The 15,542-nt window shown below is 62.1% G+C and carries 16 protein-coding genes; 9 read left to right on the top strand and 7 right to left on the bottom strand.

Annotation, left to right across the window (positions count from 1 at the left end):
- Position 1: 1 nt before the first annotated feature.
- Complete coding sequence (locus OE747_RS00575; protein ID WP_263826667.1) at positions 2–1,018, bottom strand: hypothetical protein; 1,017 nt, start codon at positions 1,016–1,018, stop codon at positions 2–4.
- Positions 1,019–1,136: 118 nt separating this feature from the next.
- Here OE747_RS00575 and OE747_RS00570 point away from each other — a divergent pair, with 118 nt between their 5' ends.
- A complete protein-coding gene (locus OE747_RS00570; RefSeq protein WP_263826666.1) occupies positions 1,137–1,697 on the top strand; it encodes a hypothetical protein in 561 nt (186 codons plus the stop codon).
- A 25-nt stretch (positions 1,698–1,722) separates the two neighbouring features.
- Here the strand turns inward: OE747_RS00570 and OE747_RS00565 are convergent, their stop codons facing one another.
- From OE747_RS00565 to nbaC, 4 genes are all read right to left on the bottom strand, one after another.
- Positions 1,723–2,982 (bottom strand): TRAP transporter large permease, encoded by a 1,260-nt coding sequence (locus tag OE747_RS00565; RefSeq protein ID WP_263826665.1) that lies wholly within the window; start codon positions 2,980–2,982, stop codon positions 1,723–1,725.
- The gene (locus tag OE747_RS00560; protein WP_263826664.1) at positions 2,979–3,521 is read right to left on the bottom strand and encodes a TRAP transporter small permease; all 543 of its coding nucleotides are present in this window, start codon (positions 3,519–3,521) and stop codon (positions 2,979–2,981) included. Before OE747_RS00560 ends, OE747_RS00565 begins: the two co-directional genes overlap by 4 nt.
- Positions 3,522–3,588: 67 nt before the next feature.
- Positions 3,589–4,572, bottom strand: coding sequence for a TRAP transporter substrate-binding protein (locus OE747_RS00555; RefSeq protein WP_263826663.1), 984 nt, complete (start codon positions 4,570–4,572; stop codon positions 3,589–3,591).
- A 49-nt stretch (positions 4,573–4,621) separates the two neighbouring features.
- Positions 4,622–5,164: a 3-hydroxyanthranilate 3,4-dioxygenase gene (nbaC, locus tag OE747_RS00550; protein WP_263826662.1), complete on the bottom strand. Its 543-nt coding sequence runs from the start codon at positions 5,162–5,164 to the stop codon at positions 4,622–4,624.
- Between the two features lie 304 nt (positions 5,165–5,468).
- Here nbaC and OE747_RS00545 point away from each other — a divergent pair, with 304 nt between their 5' ends.
- From OE747_RS00545 to OE747_RS00530, 4 genes are all read left to right on the top strand, one after another.
- Positions 5,469–6,101: a cupin domain-containing protein gene (locus tag OE747_RS00545; RefSeq protein ID WP_263826661.1), complete on the top strand. Its 633-nt coding sequence runs from the start codon at positions 5,469–5,471 to the stop codon at positions 6,099–6,101.
- 178 nt (positions 6,102–6,279) lie between these two features.
- Positions 6,280–7,614, top strand: coding sequence for an NAD(P)-dependent oxidoreductase (locus OE747_RS00540; protein WP_263826660.1), 1,335 nt, complete (start codon positions 6,280–6,282; stop codon positions 7,612–7,614).
- A gap of 42 nt (positions 7,615–7,656) precedes the next feature.
- Positions 7,657–8,961: an NAD-dependent dihydropyrimidine dehydrogenase subunit PreA gene (preA, locus tag OE747_RS00535; protein ID WP_263826659.1), complete on the top strand. Its 1,305-nt coding sequence runs from the start codon at positions 7,657–7,659 to the stop codon at positions 8,959–8,961.
- Between the two features lie 100 nt (positions 8,962–9,061).
- Positions 9,062–10,339, top strand: a complete 1,278-nt coding sequence (locus OE747_RS00530; RefSeq protein ID WP_263826658.1) for an MFS transporter — start codon at positions 9,062–9,064, stop codon at positions 10,337–10,339.
- On the opposite strand, the gene OE747_RS00525 is transcribed toward OE747_RS00530, so the two are convergent.
- Positions 10,320–10,937 carry a TetR/AcrR family transcriptional regulator gene (locus OE747_RS00525; protein WP_263826657.1) on the bottom strand — a complete coding sequence of 206 codons (618 nt, stop codon included), beginning with the start codon at positions 10,935–10,937 and terminating at the stop codon, positions 10,320–10,322. The genes OE747_RS00530 and OE747_RS00525 overlap by 20 nt on opposite strands.
- 162 nt (positions 10,938–11,099) lie before the next feature.
- Here OE747_RS00525 and OE747_RS00520 point away from each other — a divergent pair, with 162 nt between their 5' ends.
- The 3 genes from OE747_RS00520 (at position 11,100) to hydA (ending at position 14,230) form a co-directional block, all read left to right on the top strand.
- Positions 11,100–12,350: a Zn-dependent hydrolase gene (locus OE747_RS00520; RefSeq protein ID WP_263826656.1), complete on the top strand. Its 1,251-nt coding sequence runs from the start codon at positions 11,100–11,102 to the stop codon at positions 12,348–12,350.
- Positions 12,351–12,454: 104 nt separating this feature from the next.
- The gene (locus tag OE747_RS00515; protein WP_263826655.1) at positions 12,455–12,751 is read left to right on the top strand and encodes a hypothetical protein; all 297 of its coding nucleotides are present in this window, start codon (positions 12,455–12,457) and stop codon (positions 12,749–12,751) included.
- A 24-nt stretch (positions 12,752–12,775) separates the two neighbouring features.
- The gene (hydA, locus tag OE747_RS00510) at positions 12,776–14,230 is read left to right on the top strand and encodes a dihydropyrimidinase (protein WP_263826654.1); all 1,455 of its coding nucleotides are present in this window, start codon (positions 12,776–12,778) and stop codon (positions 14,228–14,230) included.
- A 5-nt stretch (positions 14,231–14,235) separates the two neighbouring features.
- Here the strand turns inward: hydA and OE747_RS00505 are convergent, their stop codons facing one another.
- A complete protein-coding gene (locus OE747_RS00505; protein ID WP_263826653.1) occupies positions 14,236–14,649 on the bottom strand; it encodes a cupin domain-containing protein in 414 nt (137 codons plus the stop codon).
- 32 nt (positions 14,650–14,681) lie between these two features.
- Between OE747_RS00505 and OE747_RS00500 the strand changes: the two genes are divergently transcribed.
- On the top strand, positions 14,682–15,485 hold the full coding sequence (locus OE747_RS00500) for an ABC transporter ATP-binding protein (protein ID WP_263826652.1): 804 nt from the start codon (positions 14,682–14,684) through the stop codon (positions 15,483–15,485).
- The last annotated feature ends 57 nt before the right edge of the window (positions 15,486–15,542 follow it).

Genomic DNA, 15,542 nt, shown 5'->3' with positions numbered 1-15,542 from the left:
GTCACCTGAGCCAGAGGCCCTTGGATTTTATCCGGTTTCGAATGGCCTGTTCCTTGTGTGGCAGGTCCGCGCGGTCAAACATTGCGCGGATTTTCTCTCCCTTACCCTGATAGACGATCTTCTTCAGCGGCTCATAGTTCTTCAGCACCTTCTTGATCCGGTTCGGGGCACAGACCTCTTCCAGCACGTTGACCACGTGATCGGCCTCGCGCGCGTAGAGAAGGGGGAAGAGGCGGTAATGGCAAGTGACTGAGCCGTCGAGGAGGCCGTCAGGCAGGGTGTCGCGTCCCCCGCCGAAAGAATGGATCACCAGCGGCAGCGCCACCTGATCGAGCCAGGGATCCAGGCTCTGACATGCCAGTTCCCGCAACGGCGTGTCGCGGATCGAGCGGGCATAGGTCAGGAACCGGTGCCCGAACTTGTGCGGGCATTTGTAAAAGAAGAAGCCCGCGTTGAAATAGAGATAGCGTTTCCAGTACTCATCGGGCTGGTCGAAATCCAGCGTGCTTTCGAAATCCAGTCCGAACCGGGCGTAGAGTGCCCGCCATATATCACCGTAGCCCGGGCCATAGAGGGTGGGCTGCGGCCAGGTTCCCTCGCGTTTGAGCGAGGCGGTGGGGCGGCTGAAGTCAAAGGGCACCGACATCAGGTCGCCGGTGACCAGGGTATCGGTGTCGAAAAAGACAAAAGGTTCGCCCTCGGGGAGGGCCAGCAGCGCCTCGATCTTGTTGCCATGCGGATAGGTCTGGCCAAACACCTTGTTCTCAAACGGCAAAAGCTCGGCCCCCAGCATGTCGAGCGCGGCGCGCACTTCGTCGCTCTGGATACTCGGGTCTTCGTCCCATTTCGGGCCCGGTTGCGGATGAGCAACGAACAGGCGTCCGTCGAAATGGGGGGTCGAATGGCGCAGCGAGGCGGCAAACAACACCGCCTCGTATTGCAGGCGGTTGTTCTGGCCCACCACCACGATGTTAAAGGGCTTGTGCCCCGTCGTTTTCCCGACCTGTTGTTTTGCCATCTCTGCCCGCCGCCGGATTTGGTGATGCGGCGCCCCTGTTTTGACGTAGTATAGGGGCAGGGGCCGGGCGTCAAAAGCCCGGATTTCCCGCCGACTGATTTTGAAAGGCCCGTTCCAGATGCTCGATATTCTGCTTTTCCTCATCGCCGCTGCGGCGCAGTCGTCCCAGGGCGAGGGCAGGACGCCCGCGCCAACCGAAAGCGCTGCGGCGGAGACCCCTGCGGCGCCCGCGTTCCTGAATCAGGCGCCCTCAGCCGAAGCGCCCGCCGCGCCCGCCTTCTTGTCGCCCGCGCCGCAACTTGTGGCCGAGCCGCAGGTGCCCAGCGGCAAGTTCACCACCGCGACCGAAGTGAAGCCGATCCTGAATGCCACGCGCGGCAACTGGGTGGCGCTGCGTGATTACAACGGGCAGGACCTGCTTTATGTCACGCATCTGTGGTCCTGGCGTTGCGGGCTGGCGCAGATGACGGTTTCGATCAACGGGGCTGTGCCCGAGATCTGGCCCTTGCCGCCTTGCCACGCGGAGACCGCCGCGCCCAATGCGATCATCGAGAGCGACGGGCTGCCGTTCCGCAGTTTCCCTGCGGGCTCGGTCGCGCAGATAGAGGTTGAACTGATCTATGACGATCTGAGTACCGACAGTGCCATTTTTGCGCGTTCACAGGTGCTGATGCCCTGAGGTGGGGTGTCCATTCTGGCAACGGTCAGATCAACGCGGTGCTGAGGATCGGGAAATAGCTCAGCAAGATTAGTACCGCCGTGACCGCCAGCAAAAAAGGCCAGAGCGCGGTGAAGATGGTGAAGGGGCGCACGCCGGACATGGCGGACGCAATGTAAAGGCCGACCCCCACCGGTGGCGTCAGCAGGCCAAGTACCAGGTTTAGGCTGACAACAACTCCAAACTGATAGGGGCTGATGCCATAGCTGTTCATCGCGATCGGCAGCAGGATCGGCGTGATCAGGATCAGCGCGGCAATCCCATCTATCAGCATGCCGACGAACAGCAGGCACAGGTTGACGATCAGCAGGAAGCTGAACGGGTCCGAGGTCACGGTGGTCAGGAAACCTGCCAGCTTCTGTGGCAGTTCCTCGTAGATTACCACCCAGCCAAACACATTCGCTGCCGCGATCATGAAGATCACCAGCGAGGAATTGGTGGCGGTGCGGGCGAACATGGCGCCCAGATCGCGGATATGGATCTCCCGATAGACCAGCCAGCCGACGGCAAACGCGATGAGCGAGGCGACAGCGGCACTTTCGGTGGGCGTGGCGATGCCAAAGAGGATTCCGCCGACAATAGCCAGCGGAATCAGAAAGGCGGGCAGGGCGTCGCGCAGGGCGCGCAGCGCCTGCGGCATGGTCATCCAGTCGCCCTTGGGGAACTCCTGCCAAAGCCCGATCAGGGCCACAACGACAAAGAACGATGCGGCCATAATCAGGCCGGGGATGATGCCCGCGATGAACAGATCACCAATGGGCAATTGCGCCAGCACGCCATAGATCACGAACAGCATCGAGGGTGGAATGACCGGTGCCAGCAGTCCGCCCGCGGCGGTGGTGGCGGCGGCAAAACCGGGGTCATAGCCCTCTTCCTTCATCGCGGGCACCATGGCCCGGCTCATCACCGCGATCTGGCTGGCCGCCGAGCCGATGATGGCAGCCATGAACATGTTGGCCAGCAGGTTGATATAGGCCAGACCACCGCGAAACCCGCCAACAAAGACGCGCGCGGCGCGCACCAGGCGCTGGGTCATACCGCCTTCGTTCATCAACTCTCCGGTCAGGATGAACAAGGGAATGGCAAGCAGCCCGTAATTCTCGACGCCCGCGAACATCTGCTGGGCGAAACTGTCATACAGCACCAGATTGCCGCTGTCATAGATGTACCAGAGCGCGGTCAGCGCCAGCACCAGCGCTATCGGCACCGAGCCGAACAGGAGCAGGGCGAAAAGAACGGGTGTCACTTCTGGTTCTCCTGCTGGGTATCCGGGTCCGAATGGAAGAGGTTCGCAAAAGAATGCAGAAGCATTCCGAACGTGAAGAACGGGATCACCAGCCAGACCCAGACCTTCTTCAGACCGAGCGTGTTTGTGGGCTCGGCATAGATGAAATTGAAGGTCTGCCCCTGGAACGCTTTGACGTCCCATCCCGCCCGCATCAGTTCCAGTGGCATGAACCAGCGCAGGCAGATCCAGACCATCAGGCAGGCAAAGAGGAACAACACCACATCAACGAAGCGTCCCAGGCCGCGCCGCAGCGGAGCGGCGAGGACCTCGTTCAGGATCGTGACAGAAATCGCGCTGCGAAAATGCACGGCGGCAGAGGCAGCGAGAAAGGTCATCCAGACCATGGCATAGATCGCCGCCTCGTCGACCCAATAGATCGCGTTACCGGCGGCGCGGGTCGTTACGTTCAGCAGGATCAGCCCGGTCACGGATGCGGCCAGCGTTGCGGCGCAAAAGATCTCGGTCCTGGCCCAGAAACGCGATGCTCGATACAGCATGTGCCTGCCTGTTTGTTTGCGCGAAACGGGCCAGTCGGAGACCGGCCCGTTTGCCGTGTCGCTTGGGTTACTGGGTTTCCGAGGCGGTCTTGCGCAGATCCGGCAGGGACGGGGCCTTGCCTGTCCAGATCGTTTCCCATTGCGCGATCGCCTCGCCAAAGAATGTGGCATCAACCGTCTTGATGGTCTTGCCGGTCTTGGTCAGCGCTTCGGTCCATTCCGGTTCCTTGGCGATATAGACGTCCAGAGTGCTGTCCACATGCTTGGCCATCAGCTCGGCGATCATGGCCTTGTCGTCATCGCTCAGCCCGGCATAGACCCGGGCCGAAATCAGCCCGACCATCGGAAACATCATATGGTTCGAGAGCAGGAGCGTGTCGGCATGTTCATAGTATTTCAGGACGTTGATCAGTTCGACATCCATGTCGATCGCGTCGACCTGACCATTGGCCAGCGCGTCATAGACCGCCGGCAGCGGCATCGGGGTCGGCGCCGCGCCCAGCGCGTTGTAGAAATCGAGGATCGGGTCGAAGGGCGTGATGCGCAGCTTCAGCCCCTTGAGGTCGGCGGCCGAGGCAACCGGGCCACGGCTCAGGATCTGGCGCATGCCCGCGCTGCCATAGCCCACGCCCACGACACCGGCCTCTTGCGGCAGAACTGCCAGCATTCCTTTGGCGGTGTCAGACCGCAGGATGGCGGCCGCATGCCCGATGTCATTTGCAAGGTAAGGCGCATAGAAGGCACCCATGTTCGGCACCCGGTTCGAGACCTCGGCAATCGTCATGAAGGCCATGTCCAGCGCGCCGGTCTGCAGCTGTTGCAGCATCTGCGCCTCGTTGCCCAGCTGTTGCGCCGGGAACACCGAAACGCTGTGGGCGCCGCCGGATTTCTCGGCCAGTTCGGCGCCAAACGCCTCGGCCGCCTTGGTCCAGGTATGTGGCGGCGGGGTGATCAGGCCCAGGCGGAACTCCGTGGCAGCGGCGGGCAATGCCCCCAATACCAGCGCGGCACAGGCGATCCCCTGAGCCAGACCCTTGAAGCTGAATGTCATTGTCGTCTCCCTGTTAGAATCGTTGTTTTTTTGGCAGTTTAATCCGGGTTCATAGTTTCACCCAACCCTCGGGCGGCTCTTTACCTGGGTGGATTTCTCCGCAACTGGGGCAGGTACGCGCAGCCGTGTCGGCGTAGAATGTCTGGTAGACCGGCGGCAGGTCCCGCACGATGCTTTCCAGCACAAGCTCAGCCCGGTGGACCAGGCTACCGCAACCGAAACAATACCACTCGATGGCGTCATGGGCGCCTTCGGGGCGCTTGGGTTCGATCACCAGCCCGATAGAGCCTTCTTGCGGGCGCTGCGGTGAGTGGCGCACATGCGGCGGCAAGAGAAAGATGTCGCCCTCACGGATCGGCACGTCATAGAACTCGCCGCCTTCGTAGAGCTTCAGCACCATGTCGCCCTTGAGTTGGTAAAAGAACTCTTCGACCGGGTCGTCATGATAGTCGGTGCGCTTGTTAGGGCCGCCGACCACGGTCACCATCAGATCCGCATCCTCCCAGACCTGCTGGTTGCCGACGGGCGGTTTCAGCAGGTGTTTGTGTTCGTCGATCCATTTCTGGAAATTGAAGGCGCTCAGCCGTGCCATCACGTGTTCCTCCTCACCGGTACTGCCCCTTGCGGGCCTGTTTCAGCGTCGGGCCGGGCGGGGCTGCAAGACAAGGAATTTGTCCGAATGCCGCTATCAAAAATCGCGATAGCAGCGCGTTCGGTCGAGGGAGGTGAATAGGTATTCTTCATGTATGAAACTTTAAGATTAAAGTATATTGATCTGTCAAGCGCCTTGACCACGGGTGAGGGGCAGGGTGCTTGATCACCTCTGTGTCAACATGCTTTCCTGACGCGCGGGACGCGCCAGTTCGAGCGGAAAGAGGACAAGCAGGAGATTTCCCATGCGGATCAACGCGGATTTCAGCCAGCGCGCGGCGGTGCATTTTGACCAGATGGACTGGGTGCCGTCGCCCGCGCCCGGGGTCGAACGCAAGATGCTGGACCGAATCGGGGCCGAGGTGGCACGGGCCACCACCATCGTCCGCTTTGCGCCGGGCAGCGCCTTTGCCGCCCATACCCATGACGGGGGCGAGGAATATCTGGTGCTGGACGGTGTGTTTCAGGATGAGCTGGGCGACTTTCCGACCGGCTCTTATGTGCGCAACCCGCCGACCTCGTCCCATACGCCCGCAACCGAACCGGGGGCGATCATCCTGGTCAAGCTGCATCAGTTCGACCCCGCCGACCGCACCGAGGTGCGCCGTTCGATCACCGGAAAGAGCGACGAGACGCTCTTTGCCGATGTGCATGAAGAGGTGCGGCTGGAAAGCTGGGCGGCGGGTGCGCAGGTGACGCGCGATCTGCCCGGCGGGATCGAGGTCTTCGTGCTGGAGGGCGGGTTTCAGGAGGGTGGGGACTCCTTTTCGCGCTGGGACTGGCTGCGCCTGCCACCGGGCGCGCGGCTGGAGCTGACCGTGGGCGCCGAGGGGGCGCGTGTCTGGGTGAAATCCGGCCACCTCGCCGGAATGGTCTGACATACTTGCGGCAGGCGGCAAGAATTTTCGCCGAAAATTCTTGCACCCAGCCTTGCGGACCCGGGTGAATTCACCCGGGTTCTTCATTTTGACCGAAAGATAAATTTTACCAGTTGATAAAATTTCTGGATGTGGCAAGCTGATCCCAATAACAAACATATCTTCAGGGAGAAGAGCGATGGCACAGGGCCAGATGGCTCCCGGCATTGTCGCCGGGCGGCTTTCCAGCGACGAACTTGCCGCGAATTTCGACGATCTGCATCCGGCCTATGCGCCGCATGAGGCGGCGGTGGCTGCGGATCGCTGCTATTTCTGCTATGACGCGCCATGTCAGACGGCCTGTCCGACCGAGATCGACATTCCGCTGTTCATCCGGCAGATCCAGACCGGCCACCCCGAGGCTGCCGCGCGGACCATTCTGGAGCAGAACATCCTGGGCGGCATGTGCGCCCGCGTCTGTCCGACCGAGACACTGTGCGAAGAGGCCTGTGTGCGCGAGGCCGCCGAGGGCAAGCCGGTTGAGATCGGGCGCCTGCAACGCTATGCCACTGACACGCTGATGGCGCGCGGCGTGCATCCCTTTACCCGCGCGGCGTCCACCGGCAAGCGCGTGGCGGTTGTTGGCGCAGGGCCTGCGGGCCTGGCCTGCGCGCATCGTCTGGCGATGCTGGGCCATGACGTGGTCATCCACGAGGCGCGGCCCAAGGCAGGCGGGCTGAACGAATTCGGTATCGCGGCCTACAAGGCGACCGGTGGCTTTGCCGGGGCCGAGGTGGACTGGCTGCTGCAAATCGGCGGCATCACGGTTGAGCAGGGCTCGGCCCTGGGGCAGGGCCTCACGCTCGATGCGCTGCGCGCTGACTATGACGCGGTGTTCCTGTCCATCGGTTTGGCCGGGGTGAACGCCCTGCGCGCGGCGGGTGAGGACAAGGCAGGCGTCCGCGACGCGGTCGATTTCATCGCTGAACTGCGCCAGGCGGATGATCTGTCGGCCCTGCCGGTGGGGCGCAACGTGGTGGTGATCGGCGGCGGCATGACCGCGATCGATGCCGCCGTGCAGTCGAAACTGCTGGGCGCCGAGAACGTGACCGTCGCCTATCGCCGCTCGCGCGCTGAGATGGGGGCGAGCGGTTTTGAACAAGATCTGGCCGCCTCCAAGGGCGTCAGGCTGATGTTCAACGTGATGCCGGTGGCGGTACATGGCAATGGCGCGGCGGTCGAGATCGAGCTGGAATACACCACCAGCGCCGGCGGTTCTGTCACCGGCACCGGAGAAACCGTGCGCCTGGCTGCCGATCAGGTGTTCAAGGCCATTGGTCAGACGCTGCGAGGTGCGCCAGAGGGGCTGGAACTGGATGGCCGCAAGATCAAGGTCGAGGGGGCGGGTCGCACTTCGGTGCCCGGGGTCTGGGCCGGGGGCGACTGTGCCTCGGGAGGCGAGGATCTGACCGTGACCGCCGTGGCGGAGGGTCGCGACGCCGCCATGGACATCCACGCCCAGTTGAGTGCGTGACACCGAACAAGGATGCGAAAGCACATCAGGGAGGCCGTATAAATGGCTGATTTGAAGACAAACTTTCTGGGTATCGAAAGCCCGAACCCGTTCTGGCTGGCCTCGGCGCCGCCGACCGACAAGGAATATAACGTCCGCCGCGCCTTTGAGGCCGGATGGGGCGGTGTCGTCTGGAAGACGCTCGGTTCCGAAGGGCCGCCGGTGGTCAACGTCAACGGGCCGCGCTATGGCGCCATTTATGGCGCCGACCGGCGGCTGCTGGGCCTCAACAACATCGAGTTGATCACAGACCGCCCGCTGGAAACCAATCTGGAAGAGATCGCGCGGGTCAAGGCGGATTATCCCGACCGGGCGGTGATCGTGTCGATCATGGTGCCCTGCGAGGAAGCGGCGTGGAAAGCGATCCTCCCGCGGGTGGCTGAAACGGGGGCCGATGGCATCGAGCTCAATTTCGGTTGCCCGCATGGGATGAGCGAGCGTGGCATGGGTGCTGCGGTGGGCCAGGTGCCCGAGTATATCGAGATGGTGACCCGCTGGTGCAAGACCCATTACGACAAGCCGGTGATCGTGAAGCTGACGCCCAATATCACCGATATCCGCTACCCGGCGCGGGCCGCCAGGAATGGCGGTGCGGATGCGGTTTCTCTCATCAATACAATCAGTTCCATCACGTCAGTGAACCTGGATAACTTCAGCCCCGAACCCTCGATCGACGGCAAGGGCAGCCATGGCGGTTATTGCGGCCCGGCGGTGAAACCGATTGCGATGAACATGGTGGCCGAAATCGCGCGCGACCCGGAAACACAAGGCCTGCCGATCAGCGGCATCGGAGGCGTGACCACCTGGCGTGACGCGGCCGAGTTCATGAGCCTCGGTTGTGGCACCGTTCAGGTCTGCACCGCCGCGATGACCTATGGTTTCCGCGTGGTGGAGGAGATGAAATCCGGCCTCAGCCAGTGGATGGACGAAAAGGGATATACCAGCGTCGATGATTTTATCGGACGCGCGGTGCCGAATGTGACCGACTGGCAGTACCTGAACCTGAACTACGTCGCCAAGGCCAAGATCGACCAGGATCAGTGCATCAAATGCGGGCGCTGCTATGCCGCCTGCGAGGATACCTCGCACCAGGCGATTTCCATGTCCGAAGACCGCGTGTTCGAGGTGATGGATGACGAATGTGTCGCCTGCAACCTCTGCGTCGATGTCTGCCCGATCGAGGGGTGCATCTCGATGGTGCCGATGCAGCCGGGCGAAACAGATCCGCGCACCGGCAAGGTGGTGCAGGCCGATTATGCCAACTGGACCACGCATCCCAACAACCCGATGGCACGCGCGGCAGAGTAATCTGCGGGGATAGAGGCGGGTTGTTTCTCCCGGCACGACTTGATTAAATTGATGTCAGGGGCGGCCCATTCGGCCGCCTTTGGCTTTCGGAGACTTGTTCATGGTACGTCAGTTACTGCCAGTCAGCGCCCTATTGCTCGGCTCTGCCTTGCTATTGTTTGCGGGTGGTATGAATGGTCTGATTCTGCCGATCCGGGGGACGCAGGAAGGGTTCAGCGCGGCGGCGTTGGGTCTGCTCGGCACTGGTTGGGCGTTGGGTTATGTCGCGGGCTGCTTCTATACGCCCCGGCTGGTGGGCAAGGTCGGGCATGTGCGTGCCTTCAGCGTGATGTCGGGTTTCGCTGCCGTCGCCGTACTGCTCTCACTGTTGCTCCTGACCCCGTGGACGTGGATTCCCCTGCGCGCGATGTCGGGTTTCTGCTTTGCCGGGGCGGCGATGATTGTTGAAAGCTGGCTGAGCGAGCGGGCCGAGCCAAGCACACGCGGCCGCATCTTCGGTCTGTACACCATGGTCAACCTCGGCGCCTCGACTGCCGGTCAACTGGTGCTGACGATGGGGGACACTACGGGGTTTCTGTTTTTTGTCCTGCCCGCGATTTTTTACTGCCTGGCGTTGATGCCCACTGCGATGTCGTCAAAAGCGGTGCCGAAACCGCTGGTCAGTGTCCGGCTCGATATGATGGCTCTGTGGCGTAATTCGCCGGTGGCGGTGATTGGGGTGCTGTGCGTCGGCATATCGAACAGCGCCTTTGGCACGCTATCGGCGGTCTATGCCGATGGGATCGGTCTGGCGCTTACGGCGGTGGCGCTGTTTGCCAGCCTGCCAGTGCTGGCAGGCGCCGTGTCGCAGATCCCGATTGGCTGGCTGTCGGACCGGCTGGACCGGCGCGCGGTGTTGATCGGCGTTGCGGCATTGGCTTTGGCGGTTGATCTGATCTTTATCGCCGTGTCGCCCGAGGCGCGGATGCTGAACCTCGTGCTGGCCTCGCTGTTCGGTGCCGCGATTTATGCCATGTACCCGATCATCATTGCCCATGCCAACGACCATGCCGCAGCGAATCAGGCGATTCAGGTCAGCGGCGGATTGCTGATGCTCTACGGGGTAGGTGCGATCCTTGGGCCTTTGCTTGCAGGGTTCGGTATGCAGTATCTTGGCGGCACAGGTCTGTTTATGAGCTCGGCCGGTGCGCATGTGCTGCTGATCCTGTTCGCGGGCCTGCGTATCCTGTTGCGCGCGCCTGTGGATGAGGCCGACAAGGCCAGCTTTGTACCCGCGCCCGCCGCAAGGGCGATGACGCCGGAGACCGCAGTGCTGGCAAGCGGCGAAACGGATATTGCCGAAAATGCCGATGGCGGCTCTATTCGGGACGCGGACTGAGCAATCGGCGATAAAGCGTGTCGAGGAAAATGTCGGCACCGTCAAACGGGTCTTCATTTCCCAGCACCGCGCGCACCTGCACGTCGAAATCCGCATAGTGCTGGGTCAGCGACCAGATCGAGAACAGCAGGTGGTAGGGATGCACGCGGGCGATCCGGCCCGCTGCCATCCAGTCCTCGAGCAGCGCCACCTTGTCATCCACCAGCGCCTTCAGATCCTCGCTCAGAGCCTGATAAATCCGCGGGGCGCCCTGTACGATCTCATTGGCGAACAGGCGGCTTTCGCGGGGATAGGTGCGGCTCATCTCCAGCTTGCGATGGACATAGGCGAGTAGTTCGGTCAGGGGCTCACCCTGATCATTGAGCGCGCGAAGCGGATCCAGCCAGGTATCGAGCAGCTCTGCCAAGAGCGCATCGTGCATCGCTTCTTTCGACGGGAAGTAATACAGCAGGTTGGGTTTGCTCAACCCGGCTTCAGCGGCAATCTGGTCCACCGTTGCCCCGCGGAACCCATGGGCAGAAAAGACGTTCAGCGCTGCCTCCAGAATGGCGGCGCGGTTTTTCTTCTGGATGCGGGTCGGCGCACGGTCCTGCGGCATGATCTGCTGATTTTTCCTTCGCTTGCCCGTCGAAGTGACGGAATCTTGCAGGGGAACTCGGCTATTTCTTGACTGGTGTCAAACCCGTGATAGCGTGAGTTTGACCAGTTGGTCAAATAGCTAGGCCAGCAAGAATGCAAAGCAAGCAACAGGGGAACAGGTATGGCGGCTCCGGCACAGAATCTCAGAATCAACGGTGACCGGTTGTGGGACAGTCTGATGGAGATGGCCAAGATCGGCCCCGGCGTGGCCGGCGGCAACAACCGTCAGACCCTGACCGACGAAGATGGCGAAGGCCGCGCGCTGTTCCAGAAATGGTGCGAGGCGGCGGGCTGTTCCATGGGGCTGGACCAGATGGGCAACATGTTCGCCATGCGTGCGGGCAGCGACCCGGACGCGCTGCCGGTCTATGTGGGCTCGCATCTGGATACCCAGCCCACGGGCGGCAAATATGACGGGGTGCTGGGGGTTTTGGCGGGGCTGGAGGTGATCCGCACCCTGAACGATCTGGGTATCCGCACCAAACACCCGATCGTCGCTACAAACTGGACCAACGAGGAGGGTACGCGCTATGCCCCCGCGATGCTGAGTTCCGGCGTGTTTGCCGGGATGCATACGCAGGACTGGGCCTATGCCCGTACCGATCCCGAGGGCAAGAAGTTCGGTGACGAACTGGTGCGGATCGGCTGGCGTGGCGAGGAAGAGGTAGGCGCGCGCAAGATGCATGCGTTTTTCGAGCTGCATATCGAACAAGGGCCGATACTGGAGGCCGAGGGTAAGGATATCGGCGTTGTGACCCATGGCCAGGGGCTGAGCTGGACCCAGGTCACGGTCACCGGCAAGGACGCGCATACCGGCTCGACGCCCATGCCGATGCGGCGCAATGCGGGGCTGGGCATGGCGCGGGTGCTGGAAAAGGTGGATGAGATCGCGCTGAGTCACGCGCCGCATGCGGTGGGGGCGGCGGGCCATATCGACGTCTATCCCAACTCGCGCAACGTGATCCCGGGCAAGGTGGTGTTCACGGTGGATTTCCGCAGTCCCGAATTGTCAGTGATCGAGGATATGGAGGCGCGGCTGCGCGTCGAAGGCCAGAAGATCGCCGATGATATGGGGCTGGAGATCGCCTTTGAGAAGGTGGGCGGCTTCGACCCGGTGGCCTTTGACGAAGGCTGTGTTTCGGCCATCCGCAAAGCGGCCGAACGGCTGGGATACAGCCATATGAACATCATCTCGGGCGCGGGTCACGATGCCTGCTGGATCAACCGGGTGGCGCCAACGGCTATGGTGATGTGTCCCTGCGTCGACGGACTGAGCCATAACGAGGCCGAGGAGATATCGAAGGACTGGGCTGCTGCCGGGGCGGATGTTCTGTTCCATGCGGTGGTGGAGACGGCGGAAATCGTGGAGTGATCCGGGGGCGATGCCCCCGGACCAGCGGGGGGCGCTGCCCCCCGACCCCCCCGGAGTATTTTCGGCGAAATGAAGGACATGGGATGGTGCCGGACACGGCCATAATGCGCAAACGGGTCAGGGAGGCAGTTGACGCCGATCTTTCGAACGCGCCATTGGATGCGGTGGGTCGGGCCACGCTGCGCGATTTCGCGGCTTTGCGGCAAGAGCCGGAGGTTGTGGAGGTGCAGTTCAGCGGCGGCGTGATGGGGCAGGGCTGGGCGGTCACGCGGCCCAATGGCCCCTATGTGGTCGTCTACCTGCCGCAGGCGGGATGTTTCTCGCTCTGTGTCGAGGGGCCGTTCGGGCCGCTGGATATCGGGGTGCATGGCAATGCGATCGGCTGTTTCGGGTCGGTCTGACAAGAAAACAGGGAGTTCAAGCAAATGAGCACAGTCATCAGGAACGGCACCGTTGTAACCGCCGATCTGAGCTATAAGGCGGATGTGCGGATCGAAAACGGCGTGATCGCCGAAATCGGCCCGGGGCTGAAGGGTGATACCGAGCTGGACGCAACCGGCTGTTACGTGATGCCGGGTGGCATCGACCCGCATGTGCATCTGGAGATGCCCTTCATGGGCACCTATTCCAGCGACGACTTCGAGAGCGGCACACGTGCCGGGCTTGCGGGCGGCACCACGATGGTGGTGGATTTCTGCCTGCCCAACCAGGGTGAGAGCCTGCTGGACGCGATCAAACGCTGGGACAACAAGTCGACCCGGGCCAATTGCGATTACTCTTTCCACATGGCGGTGACCTGGTGGGGCGAGCAGGTCTTCAACGACATGAAGACCGTGATCGACACCCGCGGCATCAACACGTTCAAGCATTTCCTCGCCTACAAGGGCGCGCTGATGGTGAATGATGACGAGCTTTTCGCCTCGTTCAACCGACTGGCCGAACTGGGCGGGATTGCCATGGTGCATGCCGAAAACGGCGATGTGGTGGCCGAGATGACGGCCAAGCTGCTGGCTGCGGGCAATACCGGTCCCGAGGCGCATGCCTATTCGCGCCCCTCTCAGGTCGAGGGCGAGGCCACCAACCGCGCCATCATGATCGCCGATATGGCGGGCGTGCCGCTTTATGTGGTGCATACGTCGTGCGAAGAGGCGCATGAGGCGATCCGGCGCGCCCGCATGCAAGGCAAGCGGGTCTGGGGCGAGCCGCTGATCCAGCACCTGACACTGGACGAGAGCGAATATTTCCATCCCGACTGGGATCATGCGGCACGGCGCGTGATGTCGCCGCCCTTCCGCAACAAGCAGCATCAGGACAGCCTGTGGGCGGGGTTGCAATCGGGCTCACTGAGCGTGGTGGCGACCGATCACTGCGCCTTTACCACCGAGCAGAAACGCTATGGCGTGGGCGATTTTTCCAAGATCCCCAACGGCACAGGCGGGCTGGAGGACCGGATGCCGATGCTGTGGACCCATGGGGTGGCGACCGGTCGTCTGACGCCGAACGAGTTCGTAGCCGTCACTTCAACGAACATCGCCAAGATATTGAATTGCTATCCGAAAAAGGGTGCGGTTCTGGTCGGCGCCGACGCCGATCTGGTGGTCTGGGACCCGGAGAAATCCAAGACGATCAGCGCGGGCAGTCAGCAATCGGCGATTGATTACAACGTGTTCGAGGGCAAGGAGGTCAAGGGCCTGCCGCGCTTTACCCTGACGCGCGGCCAGGTGGCGGTGCATGATGGCGAAATTCGCACCCAGGAGGGCCATGGCAAGTTCGTGGCGCGCGAGGCGAATACTCCGGTGAACCGGGCGCTCAGCAGCTGGAAAGAACTGACCGCACCGCGCCCGGTGGAACGGTCGGGCATTCCGGCGACGGGGGTGTGATGCGCCTACTCGGGCACAAGCGCATCCAGTTCGGGCAGGAGAACGACGCTCTCCTGTTCGTGCGGATCGGTGCGGGCCAGGATGGCGACCGCCTCGGTCTGGCCGGTGTTGATCGGCAGGTGCGGGACACCGGCGGGGATATAGATCAGATCGCCCGCATTGGTTTCCATCCGGTGTTCCAGCGCAGGACCCCAGTACATGACCGCCGACCCCTCGATCACGTAGATCGCGGTCTCGTGGTCGGCGTGCAGATGGGCCTTGGCCCGGCCACCTGGCGGAATGCGAAGCATGTGCATGCAAATGGATTGGGCGCCGGTCGTCTCGCGCGCGATCCCTTGAAAATAATTGAACCCCTGCTTGCCGGCATAGGTTTCGCCAAGGCGGAGTTTTTGGCAGGTATCTGGCATCTGATCGGACATCGTTCGGGGGTCTCCAACAGGACAATGACACTATGAATGGGACAGGGCAGCAGCCGGAGTTGTCAAGCGTGGTTTCGGCCAAGGGGCTGGATCTGACGTTTCAGACCAATGACGGCCCGGTTCACGCGCTCAAGGACGTGAACCTGGAGATCAACAAGGGTGATTTCGTCAGTTTCATCGGGCCGTCGGGTTGCGGCAAGACGACGTTCCTGCGCTGTATCGCGGCGCTGGAAACACCCACTGGTGGCAGCCTGACGGTGAACGGGATGACACCTGACGAGGCGCGGCGCAAGCGTGCCTATGGCTATGTGTTCCAGGCGGCAGGGCTGTATCCCTGGCGGACTATCGCCAAGAACATCAAACTGCCGCTCGAGATCATGGGATACTCCCGGCAGGAGCAGGATGAACGAGTGAGGAATGTTCTGGAGCTTGTTGATCTTGCTGGATTTGGTGGCAAGTTTCCCTGGCAGCTATCGGGTGGGATGCAGCAGCGGGCGAGTATCGCGCGGGCTCTGGCCTTTGACGCCGATATCCTCTTGATGGACGAGCCGTTCGGGGCGTTGGACGAGATCGTGCGCGACCACCTGAACGAGCAGTTGCTGGCGCTGTGGGCGCGGACAGGTAAGACGATTGGCTTTGTCACCCATTCGATTCCCGAGGCGGTCTATCTGAGTACTCGGATCGTGGTGATGAGCCCACGTCCCGGCCGGATCACCGATGTGATCGAAAGCCCGCTGCCCAAGGAGCGTCCGCTCGACATTCGCGACAGCGCTGAGTTCATCGAAGTGGCGCATCGGGTGCGCGAGGGGCTGAGGGCGGGACACGCCGATGAGTGAGCGGGGTTCAAGCATCAAGGCGGGGCAGAGAAAACTCGACAAATTCTCTCTGTCGGT

The organism is Ruegeria aquimaris (genome assembly GCF_025751555.1).
In the GTDB taxonomy this organism is placed as follows: domain Bacteria; phylum Pseudomonadota; class Alphaproteobacteria; order Rhodobacterales; family Rhodobacteraceae; genus Ruegeria_B; species Ruegeria_B aquimaris.
This window is presented reverse-complemented; position numbering and strand designations above follow the sequence as displayed.